The following is a 22,308-nucleotide window of genomic DNA, read 5'->3' as shown; positions in this document are numbered from 1 at the left end:
AGCGGTGAAAGCAGCCGGCGTATTATGCGCCGGCTGCTTTGCCAGATGGCTTAACCATGTGGGCGTAATGATGGCCCGCGATCATAATCTGCTTTACTTCCTGGTATCCCAGTGCTTCATACAGCCTGCGTGCGCCCGTATTGTCCTGCTCCACATTCAGTGAAATGACCGCAAAACCCTTCTCTGCCCCATATGACTCTGCTGCCTGGAGCAGCTTTGTTCCCAGCCCCTGCCCCCGGTAACTCTTGTCTACACATACTGCGTCTATATACAGCTCTCCGATATCCGCTTCCTGGTCCGCTTCAAACGGCTCCCGCAGAAAACACTGCCGCAATATCGCAATCAGACGGTCATGCAGCACGAATTCCCTGGCTCCATCATAGATGGCAATCATCCCGGCTACCCGGCCATCCTGCTCCTCGACCAGAATGTTCTGATGGCTGAATTTATTATCCTGATCTGCCACCGCCTGAATCAATCCCTCTTGGATGGCCTCCCGGCTGTAAAGCTTCAGAATGAACAAGTCCATCCCTTCCCATATTTCATAGATTAACCCTGCAATTTCCCTGCTGTCTTTTATTTCCGCTGGACGAATCATCATTTCGCCTCCTCTTTGCTTGCACATTTTGAATTCCGCTATTATACTACTAGCAACCTTACCGCTATTCGCTTAAAGGAGTGGGAACAACTAGATGGCCTACAAGATTGCATTTTTTGATATTGACGGTACGCTGGTTAATGAGGAGAAGCAAATTCCCCAGGATACCATTGATGCCATACATGAGCTAAAAGCCCGCGGCATTGAAGCTGTCATTTCCACCGGCCGTGCGCCGTATTTTTTCACGCCAATTGCCGAGAAACTTGGTATCGACTCTTATGTCAGTCTGAACGGCGCCTATGTCGTGTTCCAGGGCAAGCCGGTATTCAAACGGGCAATCCCGAGAACCAGCATGGAACAGCTTGTCCGGCATGCCGCCAGCAATAATCACTCCCTCGTCTTTGAAGGGGAGGCATTTTATTATTCCAATACGGAGGATCATCCGTTCATGATCTCCTCTGTTGATTCACTGAAGGTAGACCGTCCGCACTATGACCCTGAATTCTGGGAAAACTCCGAGGTATTTCAGGTGTTCCTGCATTGCGGGGAAGCGGATGAGCATCACTATATCGAATCCATCCCGGAGCTGCGCTTTGTACGCTGGCATCCAAACGCGATGGACGTGCTGCCGACTGACGGCTCCAAGGCTCTGGGTATCCAATTTTTGCTGGAGTCGCTTGGAATCAAGCCGGAAGAAGCAGTCGCTTTCGGAGACGGGCTCAACGACAAAGAGATGCTCGATTATGTAGGACTCGGCATCGCAATGGGCAACTCGCATCCCGAACTGCTGGCACATGCAGATTTTGTGACAAGCTCCGTAGATGAGCAAGGTATCCGCAAGGGCCTCATTCACGCCGGATTGCTGGAAGCTTAATTACAGTCTGACAGTCTGATTCGGTTACGCCAGAATACCATGTTTTGCGCTTTGTTTCAATGCCAACGGGTATTGTCTCAAAAAGGCAACACTATAATCACACCGGCGATGGCGAATTCATGCATAAACCAAAACGGGACGAAGCAGGATAACCCCTGCTTCGCCCCGTTTTCTCATTTCAGAGCAGCCATTTAAACCAGACATGATTTGCCACGGCTATCGAGACAGCTCCGTATTTCTATTGCTTTAATCCCCATTAAGAGGCCAGAATATCCTCAATCAGCTTTAATTCTTCATCTGTAAAATGCAGATTATCCAGCGCGCCCACGGCGTCCTCAATCTGGCTGACACGGCTTGCGCCGATCAGCGCCGAGGTTACACGGCCTCCGCGCAATACCCAGCACAGCGCCATTTGGGACAGCTTCTGTCCGCGCCCGGCAGCCAGATCGTTCAGACGGCGGACTTTATCCATAGTCTGCTCAGTCAATTCCTCCGGGCGCAGAAATACACTCGGACCTGCAGCACGGGAATCTGGAGTAATTCCGTTCAAGTAGCGGTCTGTCAGAATGCCTTTCTGCAGCGGTGAGAACACGATGGAGCCGATGCCTTCTTCCTCCAGGACATCCAGCAGCCCCTGCTCCACATGGCGGTTCAGCATGGAGTAGCTAGGCTGGTGGATCAGGCAAGGCGTACCGAGCTGGCGCAAAATCGCTGATGCACGGCGGGTATCCTCAGGGCTGTAATTGGACAGGCCGACATAGAGTGCCTTTCCTTGGCGAACGATCAAATCGAGCGCCCCCATCGTCTCTTCAAGCGGTGTATCCGGGTCCGGGCGGTGATGGTAGTAAATGTCGACATAATCGAGCTGCAACCGCTTCAGACTCTGATCAAGGCTTGCTACCAGGTTTTTCTTGGAGCCCCACTCACCGTAAGGCCCCGGCCACATATAGTAGCCTGCCTTGGTTGAAATAATCATTTCATCGCGGTAGGCGGACAACTCTTCCTTCAGCAGGCGGCCGAAGGTTTCCTCAGCAGACCCGGCAGGCGGCCCGTAGTTATTGGCGATATCAAAATGAGTAATCCCCAGATCAAATGCACTGCGGACCATGGCTTTAGCATTCTCGTATACATCGATTCCTCCGAAATTATGCCAAAGCCCGAGTGAAATGGCGGGCAGCTTCAGGCCGCTTCGGCCGCTGCGATTATATATCATGGTGTCATAACGATTATCCTGCGCTTGATACGTCATTCCATTCAATCTCCCTTCCGTAAAGCGGATCATTAAATTTCCGGCCGCCAGCCGTCAGGGCTGATATCATGGCAATCATGACAGTCCCTGGCGCTCTGGCCCCTTTCACTACCTTATCTTAAAAGTAGCGGACATGCCTATAGCAGCAAGGAAGTTCTTTATGGATTAATGTCTTCTTCCTGCGCTTGCTCCCGGTACTGCCTGGGTGAGAGGCCGACAACTTTCTTGAACATTCGGGAGAATAGCAGTGCATCCCTGTAGCCTACCGAACCGGCGACCTCGCCAATTGAAAAGCTGCTGCTGCGCAACAGCTTGCAGGCCCGTTCCATACGGTAATGGAGCAGATATTGCTGAGGGGGCATTCCGACTGCTTCCTTGAAGATGACGGACAAGTATTTGCGGTCAAGCCCCATATAAGCCGCAAGCTGGCTAATCGATACTTGCTCGCTGTAATGGGCATGCAGAAACTCCAGTCCTTGATGAATATAGCCGTCCTGCTTCTTGAAATCCGTCCGGGCTTTATCCGGTGATACCGGGAACTCGTCAATCAATGCCGCCCAAAATTGCTGCAGTAAAACAGACAGCCTCAGATCAAGCGACCCTGCATGGCTGAGTGATTCTGTCATATGCTCCACTAGCGAGGGCATAATCTGCAGATCCATCGGGAAGACCGGCTGCTCCGGCAACAGCCTGGTTCGTGCCAGCAATTGCGGGATCTCCGTGCCATCGAATCCGATCCAGGAATAGGTCCACGGATTGCTGGGGTCGGCCTCATAGTACGTTACAATCTGCGGATAAATCAGGAACGCCTGCCCCGGGCCGAGCTGGCATACGTTATCCCCGATACGCACAGTCCCCTTCCCCTGATGAATAAAATGCACCTTATAGACATCCCGTATACCAGGGCCGACTGCATGACCGGGAGCACAGGCCTCTTTTCCCCAAAACAACAAATGCAATTCCGGGTTCTCCTGGCTGGGCTGCGCCGGATTATATTGAAAGAACGCCATAACTCGCCTCCATGTTCTCATGAACAAACCTTGGCAGTTCAACTACGAATTTATTAATTATAACTGCACAGTCACACCAGCGTCCGGCCAGCCCCAAGGAGACAAGCTTCTTGTGCGAAGCCCCGGAAGCGGCGGACATGAAAATTTAAACATAATGTAAAATTATAGCATGATCCTGTTTTTTTCAAAAATACATTTCCCGGCGGTAAAAGCATCCTTATACAAAAAAACGGAGGATGAGCAATCTCATCCATCCGCTATTCCGGTTGATTTATATGATAAACCATTTACAACATTAATGGCCTAGGATTCTTTCGGCTGTCCCTCGCCCGGGTGCGCTTTAATATACTCCACCGCATTGTAGATCAGTTCCGCAGCTTCCGCACGGGTGATTTTTTTCTGCGGATTAAACTTCTCATCCTTATCCAGTGTGGCAATGCCAAGCACAAGCGCACGCTGAATATTTCCGTCATATGCGATGCTCAGATCAGCCTGGTCAGCGAATTCCATTGGCTTGATTTTGATCATTGGCAAATTGCTGTGCTTCTCAATTGCCAGAATCAGCTGATGCGTGAACTCTTCTTTCGTCCAAATTTTGTTTGGGTCAAGATCATTTGGCAGGCCGATATCGTTAACGGCAGCAATAATCAACGCCTGTGCATACCATGCATTATTATCCGCACTCTTGAAATAGTCTGTTGCATGCGGCTCTTTTACGAAATTAATAAGATCCAGATTCAAATGAAGAGCATTCACAATCAGTTGAGTTCCCTCTGCTGCGGTCAATGTAGCATCCGGGTTGAATCGATCACTGCTAACTCCTTTTACAAGGCCGCTCTGTTGCAAAGAAGTAATTTTATCTTTAGCTGCTGTATTGGCAAGATCAGTAAATGCCGTTCCTGTTGCGGCAAAAGCTTGTCCTGTAATGGTCAAAGCGAGTACGGCAGCAATTGGACCACCTACAGAGGAATACAGGAAATCTGGGAACGACAGCGATCGGAGTTTCTCGCAGCGTTGCTTCAGCGTACCGTGTCAACCACTGATTTCGGTTTTGAGCCATTATTTTAAAAAAGATTAACGTTTATTTAAGGTTCATGTGTTATTTTTATTTCAGTACCCAATGCGCAAATGCCGACCTTGATAAATATATTGAATTGAAATACGGAGGACTTATAATGAATCCGAAACGAATTGTGATGATTGGGACCCTTGCCTTTGCCCTGACAATTGGCAGCTTGACTGGCAACAACGTCTCACGTGCCGGAGCCGCAACTGATATTCTGAACCAGACGGACAGCTCCGACTCAGATGCCAGACTGTCCAGCGAGGATGATTTTCTGAGTGCGCTTGGCGCAGGATCTAACGATGAGGTGTATACATCCCTGCAGAACGGGCTCACATTGGCTGAAATCGCCCGCAATAATAATAAAAATGCTGATGAACTTATCCAGCTCCAATTGGGTGAGATGATGGAGCTGCTTAATGACCGGCTGCTGCAAGGGCAAATTTCCTTCCGCGAGTACGAAGCACAGGCTGGCGAAATGAAGGATATACTTACAAGAAGCGTCTACGGACAAGCTGACGGGGAACGTAACAACTGAATTGCATAAGCAGCAAGGGACGAACAGCCGGCAGATTGAATCTGCCGGCTGTCTTGTCGTGCGCACCCCACATGCAGTCCGGGTCCTTCAGGAGGTTCCGGTGAATACTGCAGAGCCCAGCTTTTTCCCGTACCGCTCCAGTATTCTTGCATTCATCTGCCCCAGATAAAACGCCTGATCGTCAAAGAAGACAGTTGGATCGACCTCCCGGTACATATCCACATCATCCAGCGTGACCAGAATTTCCGCTTTTACATCAAGCGCCGCAGCATTTTGGAAGCCAGCTTGCTCCAACATCTGGAGCCACCCCTCCTCACGGGCCAATGTTTTCATGCCATAAAGCGCTTTGAGACTGCCCCGCAGCAATGTGCTATCCGCACCCGTAAGAATCATTTCGCGATCAAGCAGCTTTCCGCCAGGCCTCAGTACCCGCCGGTATTCCTTCAAAGCCACCGCGGCCTCGGTAAAGACCGTGACCGATTCAATAAAGACCAGATCAAACGTATCATCCTCAAACGGCAGGTTGCAGGCGTCTGCATGGAGCAGTCTGACCTCAGCCTCTTCTCTGGCAATCCGTTTGGAAGCCTGCTCAATCATGGCTTTATTGCTGTCTACAGCAGTAACTTCACAGCCGGAGCGGGCCAGATAACAGGACGTCCTCCCAGTGCCGCAGCCGATTTCCAGAACGCGGCTGCCCTGCGGAAGCTGTTGCTGCTCCAGCAGCCGTTTGGTAGACAAAAAACCGCCGGGATGCGCGCTGCCCTCCCCCAGACGGGCCAACAAATCGTGATAGTTCACGCTTTACCGCCTCCTCTGCGGCTATTATATGCACGGAAGACAATATGTGCCGTTCGCAAATTTGCGCAATAAAATTTTTCTTTACCCGGTGTTCGTCCAATCCAGCCGCCCCTCTGTTAAGTATGCTGTAGCAGGAAGCTCTGTCTTCATCTTTTAACCATTTGAAGCTGCTTTCGGGTTCATTCTAAAAAAGGAGGGATATCTATGCACAGAATCCACCCTGTTTGTGCAGAAACAATCCAGCCCCACATCGGCCAGCATGTCTGCATCATCACCAACGACGGAAAACACCTGTACGGCAGTCTGGACGGTATCCGCGGCGGTAAGCTCTATTTGCGTGGAGGACTGGAGGGACCGAGATTGTCCGCTGTCCAAAAGCATGCTAAATCTGCGGGCGGTTCAAGAAGAAAAGGCCTGCAAAAAACAGCTAAAACCAAATCTTATCCTTACGGATACGGCTCCCCTTATGGAGGTTACGGAGGTTATGGAGGTTTTGGAGGCCACGGCTTTGGTTCCGGATTCGGTATTGAGCTGGCTTTAATTGCTACATTATTTTTGCTTCCTTTCCTGTTCATCTAATTTCCGCGCCAATACGCGAAGCCAGCATCACCAGTACAGGGCCTCTACCATTATGAACTACGGTAGGGGCCCTATTTACTTGCATCCTGTTCTACCGGGTCGCTCCGGGAAGGCCATTGGCTGAAAGATGGCAGATTATGCTATACTAACCCTTGGACAAGCTTCAAAGGAGGATACGACGAATATGGCGATTCGACGCAAGAACTGGACGATACTGGCACTCGTTCTGACTTCTTTGCTTTTAATGCTTACCGGCTGCGGCAGCCGCACCGAAGCGCCTCAACCCCCATCTGGAGAGGCAAACACATCGGGAAGCCAGACAGACAGCTCAGCCCAAAATCCCGTTGCAACAATTGAAATGGAAAATGGCAAAACCATCACCGTTGAGCTCTATCCCAAGGTTGCACCGAACACCGTCAATAACTTCATTCATCTGGCAGATCGCGGATTCTATGATGGAACGATCTTCCACCGTGTGATTAAGGGCTTCATGGTCCAGGGCGGAGATCCGAAAGGGAGCGGAACAGGCGGGCCGGGCTATGATATCCGGGGGGAGTTCACGAATAACGGCTTTAAGAACGATCTGAAGCATACCCGCGGAGTGCTTTCGATGGCCCGTACCGAGTCCCCGGATACAGGCGGTTCTCAATTTTTTATCGTGGTAGCGGATTCCCCTCATCTTGATAAGGACTATGCGGCCTTCGGCAAGGTTTTAGAGGGCATGGACGTGGTCGATGAAATTGTAAACCAAAGCACGGCTTCCAGAGACCGTCCCGCGAATCCGATGGCTATAAAGCGTGTAACCGTCAATAAGTTTGGCGTCAACTATCCGAAACCTGAGATCATTTTGTAACAGATTGATATGTTCCTGCACTGAAACAACAAACAGCCCGGCCTGCCCTGGAAGTAACGTTCCATTGAGCAAGCCGGGCTGTTTTTATTTCATATGTGCCTGGTATCTGGTTATAAGGATTTTTTCCTGGACATCATGACCACAGCTCCGGCGAGGATCAGCACGATGGCAATTAGTGGTTGTCCAAGCAGCTTCTGATTCAAAATCGTCCCCATCGACATCACCGTAAAGAACAGTACCGACAGCACCGTCAAAATATTAATCGGGATCAGCATCCATTTATTGCGGCTGCCGAACCAGTAAAATTCGAACAGTCCGACAGCAACAGCCAGCAAGTAGCCCGGCCAGAGATTGCCCCATGCTCCTGTAAGCATCGCAATTTGGCTAACTACGCCTGCCGTGAACAGAATTCCTCCAGGGATGAGCAGGCCTACCCCTTTTCCGCCTGTCATGGAAAAATACAGCCAGTGGAAAAATAGTCCAAGCGGAATAACAAATATCGTCGGCCAAAAATAAGCAAATATGCTTCCTGTGCTCATCGTTCCTCCAGGCTGCAGAAATAAGTACACCCCAAGCAGCAGCAAAACGGGACCGATAATCGCTTTTTTAACCATAACACCCTACCTTCCCTTAATTATATTCTTCTCTCATTGCCATCCACACCATTTCGTTATCTTGTTCTCTCTGCATCAAGAATAGCATAATTCTTCCGCAATCTCCTCATTCTCTGGGGAAAGAAAAAACTGGACTTTGGTCCAGTAATGGACAACGCAACACGCAGCACAAAAAAAGCGCCCCTGACAGCCAAATAGCTGTCAAGAGCGCTCATATCAGGATTTGTCTTGATTGCTCTCCGATTCAGGAGCCGCAACAAGAAGATATTCTTTATCTTGGATTTGAATGACACTAGCTAAAGGAATCGCAAGCGGCTCATTAAGCTGCACAGTAACCTTATATGGCGCATTACTCAAAAGGGAAGTATTCCCGTTTTCTGCATCCTGGGCAGAATCACCATCACCTGCCGGTTGATTCTGCGTTTCGGACTTTCCTGAAGAATCCGCGGAATCCGTACCGTTGCTGCCGCCTGAATTCTTCACTTCCCCTGAGCTGCCGGACTCCTCAGTGTTCGAGCCGCAGGATGACGTATACTTTAGCCCTTTTAGCTCAAGTTGCGGACCGGTCGAAGAAATAATTTTCAAATGGTCCGGCTTGAAGGCTGAACATACGGCCGCATCCTCAAATGGAAAGACAAGCGCAACAGCGTTCCCTACCCCGTCCACAAGCTCTTCTTCAGCATATACGGCAGGCTGGGAAGCAGTCCCCTCGCCCCCGTTGCCTTCGCCAGTGCCCACGTCCGGCGAGTCAGACGGCAAGACGGATACATCCGCGCCCTTGCCGCCAGCCGGCTCCCCTCCGCCGGCCATCCAGATTCCTCCGGATGTAAGGGCAACTCCGGCAACCAGAACTACAGCGATCACCGTTAGCTTGGGATTTTTGCGGAACCTGCGCATCATCGGCGAGGACAGCTCCATCCTGGCGTATTTATAAATCTCTTGCAGATCAGGACCTGCCTTGGAGAAGTACCGTTTCATATTCGCACGTTTCTTGAAGGCCTCCCTGTCATACTGCTTGAAGTAGGCTATCACTGCTGTCCGGAAAGCAGGCACAAATCCCCGCGGCCGCATAAAGTCAGGATGCTGCTCCGACCACCTGAAGAACGTATATATGGTCTCTTTTTGCTTCGCATTCTGATGCAGAAAATCAATCAATGCCGCATAATTCACAGCTTCCAGCTCAGGGCTGCGGTAGAACGCCAGAATAATGCTCTCAAATGAGGCCGTATCCGCCTCACTTGCCAGCATCTGACGGGCCAGCTCCTGCACCTCGTCTATCGCATCAGCGGGCAAATCGGAGAGCAATTCCGGCCCCGGACCCGGCTGGGTCACCCAGCGGTAAGCCGCCAACAGCTTGGCTGCGGTGAGTCTCTGACCGTCTTCAGTCAACTCGGCATTCCATATGCGAAGCTGGTCCGGCCAGCTCAGAAACAGGGCATCAAGCAGTTGCTGCCTTGTAACTGTGGACAATTGCAGTACGCTCATCAGCTTGCAGTAAGCGGCGAGTTCCACCCCCTCAAGAAGGCTGAGTTCACCGAATGACAGGACCCCGCCTGCCTCCTTGCGCTTGCGAACCTCGTCCATAAGTTTGCTGGCTGTCTCCAAAAGCCGCGCTCCCGGGCGGAGCTTGTCCGCAACCTGTGTACGCACCAGTTCGTGGAATAGTTCAAGCTCATAGAGAACCGGGTAGGCTTCAGACCACTGCTCTGCCAGAGCCAACGCATCCTGCACCGACTTTGTCTTGTGAAGCTGGTCTTCGAGATAAGGCCCGAATAAAAGCTTGCAGAGCCGCACATCCGTCATTACCCTGGTGAAAAATGCCTTGCTGAGTACTGGCTCCTCAGTCAGCACCCCGTAGAGAGCTTCAAAAGCCTCTTTATCCCCTTGTGCTTGCGCATGATTCAGCGCATGAATGAAGTAGGCGATAATTTTGTTGCCGCTATGCTTGCCTTCCAGACGATAGTAATCTCTGAAGCTCTCCGCAACAAAGATTTCGGGCAGGCTGCCCTGACGGACGCGGTCAAACTCCCGGTCAAAACAGGACAAATATAAATCATTAAGCCGCACCTTCCCCATAAGAGCCGAGGGAGATGACAAATAATTCAGCATGCTTTGCAGAATGCCGCTCTTGTGCTGCCCGTAGAGCTCCTCCTGTCCTCCTTCCAACTGGAACAAGATAGACAGTTCATTATAACTGCTAATGGACAGCTCACGCCCTGGTTCCATGCCAGACAACATGCGCTCTGCAAATTCAAAGAAAACCGCCATCCTTTCCGGCTGCTCCAGGTTGCTCCAGGCAAAGTCAAGGAAAGCATGGCTATTGGCATCCATATCTGCATTGGCAATGCGGTCATTCTCCAAATCAAATATAAATTCCTTCTCAATATTGCGGTCGCCCGGACGCAGACTGCCCCGCTCCACAAAGGTCAAATGTATGGACTTTTTACTTTGGGGCTCCTTGGCATAGGTCATGAATCCGAACTGCCGCCGGAAAGCTGGCGGCAAACCGGCATACAACAGCTCAAGCAGCAGTGCCGCTTTCACAGAGAGCTGCTCGACCGGCACGTCCAGCGCAATATAGACTTTCTTCTTCCCGGAGACCGAAGACATTGCCGCATACAGCAACTGCTCGAAACGGCGCTCGCCAAGGTTCAGCTCGGACAGGAGCGCTCGCGGCGGAACAGGCTCCCCATCAGGGGATTGCAGCGGCAGCGACTCCAGCGCGGGCAGCTCTTCTCCCTGTTCTATATCGTATTGCTCTGCGAATGATGCCCCAATAATATCCTTGAAGCTGACTTCTCCGGAGTCCCAGCGGCTTCCGGGAATGACGTAATGATGCGTAAAGAACGTACTGCGCAGTCCTGTAAAATCTGCGGCCTTATAGACACTGCGGCCAAGCAACAGATCACCGTTGTCCAGCCGGAGCAGGTGAAGCTCTGCCGGATAAGCGGACTCATTCTTCTCTCCGCTTGCTGTTAATACGGCAGGCGTGTCATACACACAGAGGGGATGAATCTGCTTCTTGATCAACTGGCCGTCCAGCCCCGCAGATTTGGCTATCGTGTCGTAGCCCTCCGTCGAACGAAACACACCGCGCCGCTCCCGGGTATACATTTGCTGCTGAATGGCAGCGGGAGCCGAATGATTCATCAATCCCGTCTCCCTTCAATGTAATTCAGCTTGTAGAGGAGCCAGATAAACGGCTCATCAACGCGGATCGGACTGACCACCGTCTGCATCTTCTGATTCATCGGGTTGCTGCCCAATGCTGATACGGCATAATAAGCCGTGTCCTTGAAATAAACATCCATCGTTCCTTTGAACGGACGGTCGACTCTTTCCATGAAGCGGCGGATTTCACCGTCAATATTTTCAAACTCGGTCAGATTGAAATAATTGCGGTGCACCATGTTATTGAAAATATTGCTGTTGGATTTGATATACTCGCCTTCCTCGTCTTTGAGAATATGGAGCATATCGCTTTTGGTCAGTACGACAGCGGTCGGAATATCCGTCTTGCTGTTCTCCTGATAGGCGATGAAATCGCCAAACAGTGTCAGCACTACATCACGCGGCTCATCGTACTGGGATACCCATTCGCCCGGCTTGTCTCCAAGCTGAATCCGGATCTTCTCCCGGATAGAGCGAATCTGCAGCGGATCAACCAGCAGCAGAATGCCGGAGGAGTTTTTAATATGCTGGCCATGCAGCCCAAGATAATCCTGCTCCACCATGCCTTCACCGGCGACATCAAAGAAAACGAGTGTCAGCGGCGGCTTCGATTCGTCACGGAATACGAACTGGAAGATAAACGGCTCCTGCATCTTCTCCTTTTGCGTGGATGCGAGCAGGTCGCCCCGTTCAAATAGCGGCTCCTCATAGTTCGTCCGGAACTTGCGGCTGATTTCCGTAGTCAGCGGCATGCAAGCCGCATCGAAATGATCAGCCGTAGTATGCTGAAGCGTATGAATCAGCGAGGTCATGTACACCGATTTGCCCACTTGGGATGCGCCAATAATTGAAATAATATTGCTTGGTACTTTTCCGGCTGTAACCGGAAGTTCGTTATGGCATTTTGGGCACAGTCTGCGCCTTGTAAGCTCTCCATAGCGGTCCGTCATGCCAACAAGCACATGGTCCGAGTATACATGATGCTCCTCCGGTACATTCTGCGGACGCAGCACCGCCTCCATGTCATGCACTCTGTCAAGCCCAAACCGCTCCCGGTAACGGTTCAGTTCCTCATCCTCTCCAAGCGCGTAATCCTCATCATCCTCCCTGTGATGGGTTGCACGGAACACAACCTCCTCCGGGGAAAATTTGCTAAAGCAATAAGGACAGACAATATCGTGGAACAGCGGCCTCTGTTCAGCTTGTGGCCGCTTTTTAAACCAGTCCATAATTCCCATCGTTCTTCCCTCCGTTCACTACAGCCCAGGTCTCACATTGGAGCCAGTTCGTACAGTTGTCCGTACTTTTGCCCGTCTGTGAAAAACAGGCGTACAAAATCCTGTTTGCCAATCTCGAACGGCGGCAGCACCGTTCTTCCCGGCGCAAAATCCGAGACGAACGGATACAGCACCCCGTCCTCTTTACCCGCAGGATAGCTGCCCTGCTTTTTTACATAGCAGAGCACGTCCTTGCCGATTGGCACCTCTGTCATCACCTGAATTTGAATCGTCTTGCTGCTCCTGAACCAGCCGCTCTTCTGCTGGATTTCGTATTGAATCCGGGCTTTGCCAGAACTGACGGCCAGCTCATTCTCCCTATCCGCCTGGCTAATCAGAAGCGGGCCCTCTTCATCTTCCTGATAGGCATATACCGTATAAATATATCGTCCGATGCCCTCCATTCGGCCCGGATAGCCGTTATTCGCTTTATATTCAGCCTTCGTATACAGCCTCAGACTGCCGCCTTCAGGTCCGCCGTCCACAGCGGAACGCCCGATATACACCGCATCAATTTCTGACGGCCAGTGCCAGCGGAGTGTGAAGCGGTCGTCCTCCTGCTGGCAGGACAGCCCGCTCACTCTGGCTGTATGAGGCGATGCTTCCATGAAACGCATGTCCATCCGCCTTTCCGCTTATCTAGCGTAAACGGCCTTGCCGTCCATTGACGGGTAAAAGCTTCGTTACGCTCAGAGGTAGAAGCTATTTATAAAGAGAAAGCTTGTAACTTCTTAATATTTCTAAAAACCGCTGCTGCGGCTGTTTCTTGCTCTGCCTGGCGTAACGGGAGTCCGGACAGCGCTACCCCCGCTCCGATACAGCCGGCTGTTCTCTTTCACAGGTATCACCAGTGTAAACAGCGCAATCACTGCAGCCAGCACCAGGGCTGCGGCAAGCCGGACAAGACCGTCCGCAAAGGGGCCGCCGGACAAGCCGTTCTCAAGTATCAGACCGGCCAGCAGACCTCCTGCTGCACCGCCAATCCCGAAGCTGCGTGCAAGATAACGGTTGTCAAAGATCATTCCGAGCGACAAGCCAATAGCAGCTCCCAGTAAAACTACAGCTGCAATACGGAGTACGCTGTATAGCATACTGTCCCCGGTCAGCCCTTGCCTCCAGGTCACAAGCAGCCGGTCATCCAGTGCATCATAGATGTTTTGGAATACATGCGTCAGCTCGCCTGCCTCCGTAACATCATTGTAGCTTCCGCCTGTCTCTGTCGCGATTTGCTCCAGCAACCCGGAGCTCTTGTAATCCCCGACGCTTAGTGCAATTGTATGCACTTTTATCTGCTGCTCCTTCAATTCCTGAAGCTGCTGGTCAATCGGTGTCTCACTGAATCCGTCCGACAGCAGGATAACTGCCGTCCCCCTTCCCGGATCGTCCTTCGTATGAATAATATCCAGTGCTTTGCCCAGCGCCAGGTTAAAGTCCGTTCCACCATCCGGCTGCTCCACAGCATTCAGATCGGACTCAATCGCTGTACGTTCTGCAGTGTTGCCGACATTGACAAACGGTTTAAGCACCTCCGCCTTATCAGAGAACAGCACGATGGAGACACGCATATCATCCTCCATTTTGCCGATCAGCTTTTTGGCAGCCGTGAAGCGTTCATTCCCAGTGTCCGTCTCCGTCATGCTCCCGGAGTTGTCAATGACCAGCACCAAATCCTTTGGCGGCTCAATGCCCCCGTAATTCACCTGATACAGCACCTGCAGCAGGGCTCCTGCGACAAACAGAAGCACCAGTGTTGCAGGTACAAGCAGCTTCCATGACAGGTCTGTATAACGCTGCCGCCAGGATGAACCGCTAAGACGCGGCGATATGAGCTCTGCAATCAGGCTGAACAGCCCTATAAATAAGGCAAGGACACCGAAGTACAGCCCGGCTGTCACGAATCGGGGCGCTTGGTCTTCCAGAGCGGCCAGCAGGAACTCGCCGGCGGCAAATCCGATACCTGCGCCCAGCAGACTAAACAGAAGCAGAAGCAGATTTACTTTTCGCTGCATGAAGAACGCCTCCTTCTATTTAAAATTAGCGAAGCTGCGGCAGTTTTTCAGTGTCCATGCTGTGGAACTGGCCGCCATTTTGAATATAGGTCTCGTAATATACCTTGTTGTTGCGATAGAACCGCAAATCTTCAATGTGGAAGCCGCCCATTAGTTGCAGCTTATCCACGCCGCTGCTGCGGTTCTCATGCACACAGCCCAGTTTATGGGCGAGCGACGAGGCTTCCCCGGCTTTTAGAGCATAGCGGATGAATTCGCTGCTGCTGTCTCCGAATAAATAACGCTCCTCATAACGGTGCTCATGCGTGTAATCGAGCAACCGGATATTAATGCCCGCGTTATCATTCAGCGTACGCAGCAGACGGCTGAACAATTCCTCCTTGGACAACGCTTTGCGGTTGCTGTATTCAATGGATACATTCGCCCGCTCCAACAGCTCTTCCTCGAAGGTTCGGGAGAACGGGGCACTTGTCAGCAGATGCTGCCGGCAGACCTGCATCAGCCGCTCAGCAAGCGTATGGCTTCCTTCTTCCAGCAGCTGTTCAATTCTGCCAACATATCGCTCCTCGAAGAACACCCCTGCGCCGCGCCGCGATTCCAGCTCCTTCATGACATCCTCTGTAACCCGTTCATAGTAATCAAAAATATTTTGTCCGGTATAGTGATCGGTACGCTCTATGCTGGCAAGCGCGGCCTCCTTGAACGTCTCCTGCAAATCCAGCAGCTGCTGCACCCGCCGCTGATAGATTTCATGCACCCGCTCCAGCTCAGCTGAGAAGCGGCGGCAGACGGCCAGCTCGGCCTCTAACTGCAAAACCGCCCGCTTTTTCCGGTAGACAAGATCGAAGAATGCCCTAAGGAAGGCGCGTAAATTATGTTTGTCCATAAGAGGCAGCTTCTGAAACTTAATGTCCTCGGCCCTGGTGTCCCGGACCAGTTCCAGCTCCCCTCGGAGCTGGTCAAGCTCTGCGGACAGTTCCCGCACCCTTGCGTGAACAGCTTGAACCACGCTGCCGATCTGATTGTTCTCAGTCATCCGGTCATTTGTCCAGTCCGCAATCTGGCAGCAGGTAATGCCCGGGTTGATCTCAAGCTTGCGGGCAAGCGTACGGCTCAGCAGCTCGCCCGTCTTCAGTGCTGCCAGCCGCTGCTCGGCTTCCTGCTGGAAGTTCTTCGCGAAGAACCGCTCGCAGCTGTCACCGAACAATTCCTCCTCGGCTTCCCGCAGCGACATTTTGCGGATCTGCTCATAGCGTACACCTCCCCGTGTAAGCAAGGCGCTCATGTCCGCTACCTGTTCTTCGGGCGGAACTACCGCAGACAGCAGCTCTGTCATGGAGGCCGGATCAAGTCCGAAGAATGCCAGCTTCTCTCTGGCATCAGGCTCCGGCGCGCTCTGCATCCGCCGGATGAGCTGCCGGGTAAAATGATAGAGCACGGTCAGTGCAATAGCATAATTCGGCCTTGTTACCGAAGCCAGCCCTGCCGAGACCAGGCCTTGTCTGCCTGAATCGGCCAGCATGCTGTTGCGGAAGGAAGCATTATTATAGCCGGGCGTTCCTTCATCGGCCGCACCTTCCTTGCGCTTGCGGTTCTTCAACAATAAGACCAGGCAAATAATCGCATAGTTGGCCTGCATGCCTTGGACGGCCGTCATGCCCTTCTCATTGCGGTCTGACAACAGATAGACCAGATCAAAGAGCGGGGAAGCAGCATGAGTGACCGGAATGGAGAGCCCGTCGCCCGTCACCTGCAGCGGCGCAGAATAGGAAAATTCCAACTGCTGCATATATTCCACCTCGCGCAGAAAGCTGACGCCCGTCGCCCCCGCAAGCGCATAGCTGTCGGACTGCTCGTTTTCATTAACGAGTACGTAAAGATCCTTCTGTACCGATTTGAACGATTGCAGGAGAATCGACTGGGCCAGCAATGTAATATCGGGAACCAGCACATTCAGCGGATCATCTGCTCTCGTAATAACAGCTAGGTGCAACCGGTCAAACGACACGTACATTCTGCCATAATCGGCAATAATGCTGTTTACCTGGCGCAACGACCGGTTCAGATCGACCCGTATTTTCGGATTTGCATGGAAGCTCTCTCCCAGCTCCCGGCGCACAGTCAGGCGGCTGTCCCAGGCAGACTGCAGATCATCAAGCACAACCCGTGTAATCTTCGCGTTAACAGGACTATCAATAGAGCGGGCCGCTACATGTAAATAGACGACACCCGCGTTGTTATCCCATTTCATTTCATTAGAGCGAATGATAGGCTCTATAGCTTCGCCGGTCTCATCCCCAATGAACAGGAAGACGGTCGGATAGTGGATGCTGCTCTGGTCATCCCCGCGGCCGCTCTGCTTCAGTTCGTCTGCGGCATAGCCTGCCGCGTATCGGTCCAGCAATACGTTCATAGCTATCTCAACTTTCTGAGGATGTCATGTAGTTTGCTGGTCATATCCCGGTAGAATTGATAGGCTTCCTCCCCGTTTGCCAGCTCAATCCGTTCATATTCCAGGCGCTCGCGCGCATCCAGGAAGGTACCGTACAGCTCCTCCAGCTTGCCGAGCAGCGGCGCTGTATCCTCGGAGGCCGTCATATCGGATACCCGGCGCGCCGATTTGCGCAGCAGCGTGCTGCGGTATTTGTCCTCCAGCTTGCCGAAGCTCTCATAGATCTCAAATTCGACATAGCTGCTGCTCTTCATAAGATTGGCGAACGGCGGCCAAGACTCTTCTTCCTCATCGCGATCATAGACGTAAAGCGCGCCCTTCTTGCAAATTGTTCCTGTGTAGAGCGCCTCGATAAACTGATCCATCGCCTTGCCCTCATTTTGATGAACATCCAGCAATTGCTCCAGCTCTTGGGCCTTCGCACTGATCTGCTCATACTTGGCCAGCTCTTCCCTGACACGGATCAGCAGCTCCGGCGAGCGGATCAGATTCTCTTTCGCCAGCTCCTCGGTGAAACTGCCGAAAATATCCTTCTCTCCCGCCGGCTCCAGTCCTTCACTCAGCAGTCTGCGGAGCTCAAGCTGTGCGCGCTTCACCTCGCCCAGATTCGGCTTGCCTGTGGAAGACTGCAGAGCAAAAGCTGCCAAAGTGTCTGTCAGGCTGAAAGGCTTGCTGAAGCGGACCGTGTAACGGCTGCTTGTCGTATTGTCGACGTCCTTCTGGACAATAGACTTGAAGCCGGCAGCACGGTCGAATTCGCTGCGCACCCGTGCATTATAGGTTTGTACGCGAGGGTTCACATACGTATCGCCCCAGGATTTTTCCGGAATCGGAGAAGGGAGATACGTCCAGTTCACCTTGTCGGTCTGCACCAGATGCCGGCCGATGCCCTCTTTGTCCAGAATCGTCCGCTCATAGCTCTCCTCATAGACCTTCAGCGGCGTATAGACAAACAGCGGAACCCCGTTTTTCGTATTCAGCCAGAAAATCCGGTTCTTCACTTCACTTTCCTTGATTGTGAAATGGGATTTGCCAAGCGCATTATTCTGGTAATTGCGAATTCCCTTCAGGATGCTTGGCGCCTTCACCGGAACGGAGACAAAGCCCCATGACGGGAAGTGCAGATTGCCGGAGCTATTGCTGAGATGGAACACAGCAACTGCTTCGTCATCGAGCTTGCTCGCGATTTGACGCTCGACGAATTTCTCCACCGGCTCATCATTGCCGTATTTCAAAACCAGGAATTCTTCCATAGACTTCGTAATCAAATCACCGAATTTATCCGTCAGGAATTCCGAGATGGAGCTGACAATATCAATCTCCTGCTCCTTCACCCACTGGTTGGAACGGTTGAGCAATTCCTGGGTAAAGTCGCGGATCAGATCGTCGCCGTCCCGTTTATCCATCATACGGGTAATCATATCCGAGATATCCGGCACATTGACCAGATTCCAGTAGTACGATTTGTTCCCGCGATGATCCAGTTCCTCATCACTGTTAATGAGCAGATCGCCATTCTTGGCAAAAATGCTGTTGAGCACATTGAGTATTTCCGTAAATACTTTATAAATCCGGTTATTCTCATTGTTAAGCAGCTCATGAAGATCTTCGTAGAACTCAATCATCTGCTCCATGCGCTCCACATCGGCGTGGAGCCAGTATTCATTGATTTTGGCCTCGATATAGAAGTTTTTCTTCTTCTCCTTGGAGACAAACGCGCTCTTGGCGTCACCCATCCGCTCTTCGGCCTGTTCCCTAGCTGCTTCGATATCGCGCGGCAGGCGCGTCATACTTTCTTTGAGCGTCTCAATATAGGACAGCAGCATTTTCAGAATGCAGAAGCCTTTCTCACTATACAGCAGGCGCGACACATAGAACGGTCCCTGCTCCGGATGAAGAAACATGCGGCGAATCTGTTCGGTGAATTGCCCGACAATCTCGCCCGGGAGCTGCTTCTTCGCCTTGATATATTCCTCACGGGCACGCGCCAGGAAATTCTGCTCCAGCTCCGTATCCATATTCACGACCTGAAGCTTAATGACGTTGCTATAACTCAGACGCTCGCTGTTCTCATAGCCGGGCAGCGGCTCCGGCACGCGGGATTCAAAGGTCTTGACCATCGTATCGAGATCAATGCCCATCTTGCGGGCAAACTTCTCCACATCGTCCTGGCTCGGAGCTTTGACAAACATTTTGTCCATCTTGTTGAACAGCCTATATGCGAGATAAGTTGTCATTTCCTCAATCGGCAGCACTGCCGAGGACGCCCCAATGATGTTGTAGTCGTAATTGGCCGGGTACATCTTGTTCATCTGTGCAATATTGGTGCGGATGTTGCTGATATAGTCGTGAATGGCGAACTCTTCACCGGACTGCTTGTCCTCGCTCGCCATAAAATTCGTAATATTCTCTGCGGTCACATTCATGCAGTAGTCATAGGCATTCTCCAGAAGCTTGCCCTCGGTATTGGTCGCCGAGATCAGATGGCACAGGTTGAACGGCGGCAGCGGCGAGTTCACGCCCAGAATGCTGCCGTACTGCTGCTTGAACCGGTCGCCGCGGCTGTCCACATTCATCCAGTAGTCCAGTTCCTTGAGTGCCGCATAGCCGTTTTTCTTGATATATTCGCGGGTATGTTCGCTGAGGCTCTTGTTCGCCAGATTAATATCCGGCGTGAACAAGTAGCCGAGTATATTCACACGGTCAATTCCTGCAGATCCATGGTCCCGTTCAATAATTCCACGGACAATATAGGAAATATCGAGGAAGCAGCCGCTTCCCGTCCCCCCGGACAGACCGGTGAGCAGAAACACCATCAGCTTCTTGTTCGTGCCGACGGAGAGGGCCTTGATCTTCTTGTCGATGCTTTGCACGACTTGATTGATCTTCGTGAACAGCAGCAGCCGGCCGGCCTGTCTGACACCTGCCGCCCCGTTCATTCCGTCCGTAATCGTCAGTTCAGACGAGAGCCAATCGGTAATATAAGGCTCTAATATGCTGCGGTTTTGCAGCAGTCCTCCAACCTCCGGGTTCGACAGCAGTACAAATTCGTTGATCGGATCAAGTCCGATTCCTTTATATTTCTTGTTGCGGTCCTGTTCATTCGTCTCAAAGGCCAAAAACTCCACGTTGCCGGGTTTGTCCTGCTTACGCTTGGAAATCGGGTCCTCCGGCAGCTTGAAGCGGCGGTTAATCTGATATTTCAGACGCAGCAGCGCATCAATCCCCGTGCCGCCAAGCCCGATAATCAGGATCGGATTGTCGATCGTGTCGACACGAATTTTTTCGCTGACAATGCCGCCTCCCAGCGACACATCCAATTGCTGTATATGCTCTCTGACGATTGGTTTCATCCTCTATGCCTCCCGAAACAATTTAATTGATGAACATTGCTAATCTATATACTTGAAGCCGGTTATGCTTTCTTACACGAGATATTCTACAAAAATCGTCTTATCAACCTGTTGCAGCGCAACTGTAATCCGGTCGCCGCTCTTGAGCTCCACACCGCGGCTGGCATCCAGCGCCCGTCCCGATCTCTCAATCGTACAGCCTGACTGGTTCAACAGGCGGATGCGGTCATTGGTGCCGGGCAGGAACAGAACCTTCTCGGTCTCTTTCAACTCAGGTGCCAGCTGCAGAAGCTGATGGAGATGAAGCTTTCCTTTGAAGGAAGACAGCTTCTTGTATTGCGGGAAGGACTTGTCGCCCGTGTTCTCATCCCGTATCTCCACCACAAGCTGCCCGACAAATCCGCGGCTGGCCTGCTTCATGTAACGCCTGATGAAGTAGGCTGCAGCCAGTATAATGATCAGCGCCGCTACACTGAGCAGGACCGGAACGAGAGAGAACGGCTTATTCTCCCCGCTCCCTGAGACGGCGCCCGGTTTGGCGCTCACCTTCACGGCTGCGGTTTCCCGGTAAAAGCTTGATTCTTCAGCCTTGACTCTGATTTCGTAATCATGCTCCTGCGCAAGCTTGAATGTACCTTCGAACTGCTCCCCCGTATTTTTCATATCGAATTGTTCCGTTGTTCCTGTATCCAAATCTTTGACGAGCAAGACAGCCTTCATGTTGCTGTATTGTGCCAAATCTTGCAGTTTTTTGCCACTGCTGACCAGGTATGAAACGACGTCAACCTGATCTCCTTTTTTATAGGCTTTTGCAGGGAGCGGATCGATCGCTAATTCCAGATCATAGTTAAAGACGAGATTAATGTCGATTTTGTCCCGGTTGACCCCTTTAATCTGCAATTTCCAGTCTCCTTCTGACGGATGCAGAAGCTTGACAAGGGAATAACTCTTGGACTTGGACAGCAGGACATTATCTGATGGAACAGCTACCGCAGCTCCTGATGGGTCGACAAGCCTGGTCTCCACGGGCTTGGAGGACATAATGGAGATGTTGGCCTCCAGCACATTGGCATTCGGAACCGACACCGTCACATCCTGGAAGGCGCCGTTAGCCGTGATGGAATTGACGGGAACGATATTCAGCTCCATATGGCTGGCAAAAATTTCGCTTAATATTTTCGGCAGATCATCCGCCGTATCGGTCGAAAATGATTTGGCTCCCGTCTTCTCGGAAATCGCAGCGAGCGCATCCTTGTTCAGCTTGCCATCCGCATTGAGCCCGATCGTATATACGGGAATCTGGTTATCCCCTGCTTCCTTGAGCGCCTGCTCCATATCCTTGTCGGAATCAGCCTGCGTCCGTCCGGACTGAGGATTGAATTCGTTGTTGCCGTCTGCCATCAAAACAATCATGGGCTCGCGGCCTGTTCCTGCCCCGTCCTTCAGAATCTGTACCGCCTCTTTCACCCCGACAGCGATATCGGTATAAGAGCCTCGGTTAAGCTGATCGATAAATTGTTTCAGATTCTCCTTGTCCTCCGGCGAGCGGATTTCGAGCAGCGCCTTCTCCCGTTCGATCCTCTCCGAGTAGGCAACGATACCGACCCTGTCTCCCTTGGCAGACAGCATATCAATAAACAGCTTCATCGCCTCATTGCCAATACTCCCCGGATCACTGTTGCTCATGGAGTGGCTCACATCAAGCACCAGCACAGCATCGATTTGCGGTGAGGATGCCGCCGCGCGTGCTGCCGGCAAGCTGCCCGATACTACGAGCACTACGGCGCAAAGCACTGCGATAAATAGTCGAAACCGGTCATTCATTCGAATCATGGCTGAACTCCTCTTTCACGATAGTTTATAGGTCATG

The 22,308-nt window shown here is 51.9% G+C and carries 17 protein-coding genes; 4 read left to right on the top strand and 13 right to left on the bottom strand.

The features are described 5' to 3' along the window. Positions 1-22: 22 nt before the first annotated feature. Positions 23-601: a GNAT family N-acetyltransferase gene (locus H583_RS0104390; RefSeq protein ID WP_161631188.1), complete on the bottom strand. Its 579-nt coding sequence runs from the start codon at positions 599-601 to the stop codon at positions 23-25. Between the two features lie 91 nt (positions 602-692). Between H583_RS0104390 and H583_RS0104385 the strand changes: the two genes are divergently transcribed. Next, positions 693-1,472, top strand: a complete 780-nt coding sequence (locus tag H583_RS0104385; protein ID WP_028559407.1) for a Cof-type HAD-IIB family hydrolase — start codon at positions 693-695, stop codon at positions 1,470-1,472. Positions 1,473-1,728: 256 nt separating this feature from the next. Here H583_RS0104385 and H583_RS0104380 read toward each other — a convergent pair whose 3' ends face one another. From H583_RS0104380 to H583_RS0104370, 3 genes are all read right to left on the bottom strand, one after another. Next, positions 1,729-2,721 (bottom strand): aldo/keto reductase, encoded by a 993-nt coding sequence (locus tag H583_RS0104380; protein ID WP_028559406.1) that lies wholly within the window; start codon positions 2,719-2,721, stop codon positions 1,729-1,731. 158 nt (positions 2,722-2,879) lie between these two features. Then, positions 2,880-3,731: an AraC family transcriptional regulator gene (locus H583_RS0104375; RefSeq protein WP_051235975.1), complete on the bottom strand. Its 852-nt coding sequence runs from the start codon at positions 3,729-3,731 to the stop codon at positions 2,880-2,882. 303 nt (positions 3,732-4,034) lie between these two features. Then, complete coding sequence (locus H583_RS0104370; RefSeq protein ID WP_245585839.1) at positions 4,035-4,664, bottom strand: S-layer homology domain-containing protein; 630 nt, start codon at positions 4,662-4,664, stop codon at positions 4,035-4,037. 242 nt (positions 4,665-4,906) lie between these two features. Between H583_RS0104370 and H583_RS0104365 the strand changes: the two genes are divergently transcribed. Beyond that, a complete protein-coding gene (locus tag H583_RS0104365; RefSeq protein ID WP_028559403.1) occupies positions 4,907-5,332 on the top strand; it encodes a hypothetical protein in 426 nt (141 codons plus the stop codon). A gap of 87 nt (positions 5,333-5,419) precedes the next feature. Here H583_RS0104365 and H583_RS0104355 read toward each other — a convergent pair whose 3' ends face one another. Next, positions 5,420-6,130, bottom strand: a complete 711-nt coding sequence (locus H583_RS0104355) for a class I SAM-dependent methyltransferase (protein ID WP_028559402.1) — start codon at positions 6,128-6,130, stop codon at positions 5,420-5,422. Positions 6,131-6,334: 204 nt separating this feature from the next. On the opposite strand from H583_RS0104355, the gene H583_RS35130 reads away from it, so the two are divergent. Then, positions 6,335-6,709, top strand: coding sequence for a hypothetical protein (locus H583_RS35130; RefSeq protein WP_051235973.1), 375 nt, complete (start codon positions 6,335-6,337; stop codon positions 6,707-6,709). 184 nt (positions 6,710-6,893) lie between these two features. Continuing rightward, positions 6,894-7,562 carry a peptidylprolyl isomerase gene (locus H583_RS0104345; protein ID WP_028559401.1) on the top strand — a complete coding sequence of 223 codons (669 nt, stop codon included), beginning with the start codon at positions 6,894-6,896 and terminating at the stop codon, positions 7,560-7,562. A 110-nt stretch (positions 7,563-7,672) separates the two neighbouring features. Here H583_RS0104345 and H583_RS0104340 read toward each other — a convergent pair whose 3' ends face one another. From H583_RS0104340 to H583_RS0104305, 8 genes are all read right to left on the bottom strand, one after another. Next, the gene (locus H583_RS0104340; RefSeq protein WP_028559400.1) at positions 7,673-8,176 is read right to left on the bottom strand and encodes a hypothetical protein; all 504 of its coding nucleotides are present in this window, start codon (positions 8,174-8,176) and stop codon (positions 7,673-7,675) included. A gap of 216 nt (positions 8,177-8,392) precedes the next feature. Beyond that, complete coding sequence (locus H583_RS31865; protein ID WP_051235971.1) at positions 8,393-11,326, bottom strand: GAP1-N2 domain-containing protein; 2,934 nt, start codon at positions 11,324-11,326, stop codon at positions 8,393-8,395. Then, on the bottom strand, positions 11,326-12,585 hold the full coding sequence (locus tag H583_RS0104330) for a TRAFAC clade GTPase domain-containing protein (RefSeq protein WP_028559399.1): 1,260 nt from the start codon (positions 12,583-12,585) through the stop codon (positions 11,326-11,328). The genes H583_RS31865 and H583_RS0104330 overlap by 1 nt, the downstream gene beginning before the upstream one ends. Positions 12,586-12,617: 32 nt before the next feature. Next, on the bottom strand, positions 12,618-13,241 hold the full coding sequence (locus H583_RS0104325; RefSeq protein ID WP_028559398.1) for a hypothetical protein: 624 nt from the start codon (positions 13,239-13,241) through the stop codon (positions 12,618-12,620). Positions 13,242-13,364: 123 nt separating this feature from the next. Then, on the bottom strand, positions 13,365-14,633 hold the full coding sequence (locus H583_RS0104320; protein ID WP_028559397.1) for a vWA domain-containing protein: 1,269 nt from the start codon (positions 14,631-14,633) through the stop codon (positions 13,365-13,367). A 25-nt stretch (positions 14,634-14,658) separates the two neighbouring features. Beyond that, complete coding sequence (locus H583_RS0104315; RefSeq protein ID WP_028559396.1) at positions 14,659-17,046, bottom strand: hypothetical protein; 2,388 nt, start codon at positions 17,044-17,046, stop codon at positions 14,659-14,661. A 2-nt stretch (positions 17,047-17,048) separates the two neighbouring features. Then, positions 17,049-20,438 (bottom strand): tubulin-like doman-containing protein, encoded by a 3,390-nt coding sequence (locus tag H583_RS0104310; RefSeq protein WP_028559395.1) that lies wholly within the window; start codon positions 20,436-20,438, stop codon positions 17,049-17,051. Positions 20,439-20,510: 72 nt separating this feature from the next. After that, a complete protein-coding gene (locus H583_RS0104305) occupies positions 20,511-22,271 on the bottom strand; it encodes a vWA domain-containing protein (RefSeq protein WP_028559394.1) in 1,761 nt (586 codons plus the stop codon). Positions 22,272-22,308: the final 37 nt, after the last annotated feature.

Source organism: Paenibacillus pinihumi DSM 23905 = JCM 16419 (assembly GCF_000422505.1).
GTDB classification, from domain to species: Bacteria; Bacillota; Bacilli; order Paenibacillales; family Paenibacillaceae; genus Paenibacillus_D; species Paenibacillus_D pinihumi.
This window is presented reverse-complemented; position numbering and strand designations above follow the sequence as displayed.

Excerpts from the sequence above, each read along its gene's own strand:
- H583_RS0104345 (WP_028559401.1), top strand. The coding sequence starts at position 6,894 with ATGGCGATTCGACGCAAGAACTGGACGATACTGGCACTCGTTCTGACT.
- H583_RS0104375 (WP_051235975.1), bottom strand. The coding sequence starts at position 3,731 with ATGGCGTTCTTTCAATATAATCCGGCGCAGCCCAGCCAGGAGAACCCG.
- H583_RS0104330 (WP_028559399.1), bottom strand. The coding sequence starts at position 12,585 with ATGGGAATTATGGACTGGTTTAAAAAGCGGCCACAAGCTGAACAGAGG.
- H583_RS0104340 (WP_028559400.1), bottom strand. The coding sequence starts at position 8,176 with ATGGTTAAAAAAGCGATTATCGGTCCCGTTTTGCTGCTGCTTGGGGTG.
- H583_RS0104380 (WP_028559406.1), bottom strand. The coding sequence starts at position 2,721 with ATGACGTATCAAGCGCAGGATAATCGTTATGACACCATGATATATAAT.
- H583_RS0104305 (WP_028559394.1), bottom strand. The coding sequence starts at position 22,271 with ATGATTCGAATGAATGACCGGTTTCGACTATTTATCGCAGTGCTTTGC.
- H583_RS0104385 (WP_028559407.1), top strand. The coding sequence starts at position 693 with ATGGCCTACAAGATTGCATTTTTTGATATTGACGGTACGCTGGTTAAT.
- H583_RS0104325 (WP_028559398.1), bottom strand. The coding sequence starts at position 13,241 with ATGCGTTTCATGGAAGCATCGCCTCATACAGCCAGAGTGAGCGGGCTG.
- H583_RS35130 (WP_051235973.1), top strand. The coding sequence starts at position 6,335 with ATGCACAGAATCCACCCTGTTTGTGCAGAAACAATCCAGCCCCACATC.
- H583_RS0104390 (WP_161631188.1), bottom strand. The coding sequence starts at position 601 with ATGATGATTCGTCCAGCGGAAATAAAAGACAGCAGGGAAATTGCAGGG.
- H583_RS0104315 (WP_028559396.1), bottom strand. The coding sequence starts at position 17,046 with ATGAACGTATTGCTGGACCGATACGCGGCAGGCTATGCCGCAGACGAA.
- H583_RS0104365 (WP_028559403.1), top strand. The coding sequence starts at position 4,907 with ATGAATCCGAAACGAATTGTGATGATTGGGACCCTTGCCTTTGCCCTG.
- H583_RS31865 (WP_051235971.1), bottom strand. The coding sequence starts at position 11,326 with ATGAATCATTCGGCTCCCGCTGCCATTCAGCAGCAAATGTATACCCGG.
- H583_RS0104310 (WP_028559395.1), bottom strand. The coding sequence starts at position 20,438 with ATGAAACCAATCGTCAGAGAGCATATACAGCAATTGGATGTGTCGCTG.
- H583_RS0104320 (WP_028559397.1), bottom strand. The coding sequence starts at position 14,633 with ATGCAGCGAAAAGTAAATCTGCTTCTGCTTCTGTTTAGTCTGCTGGGC.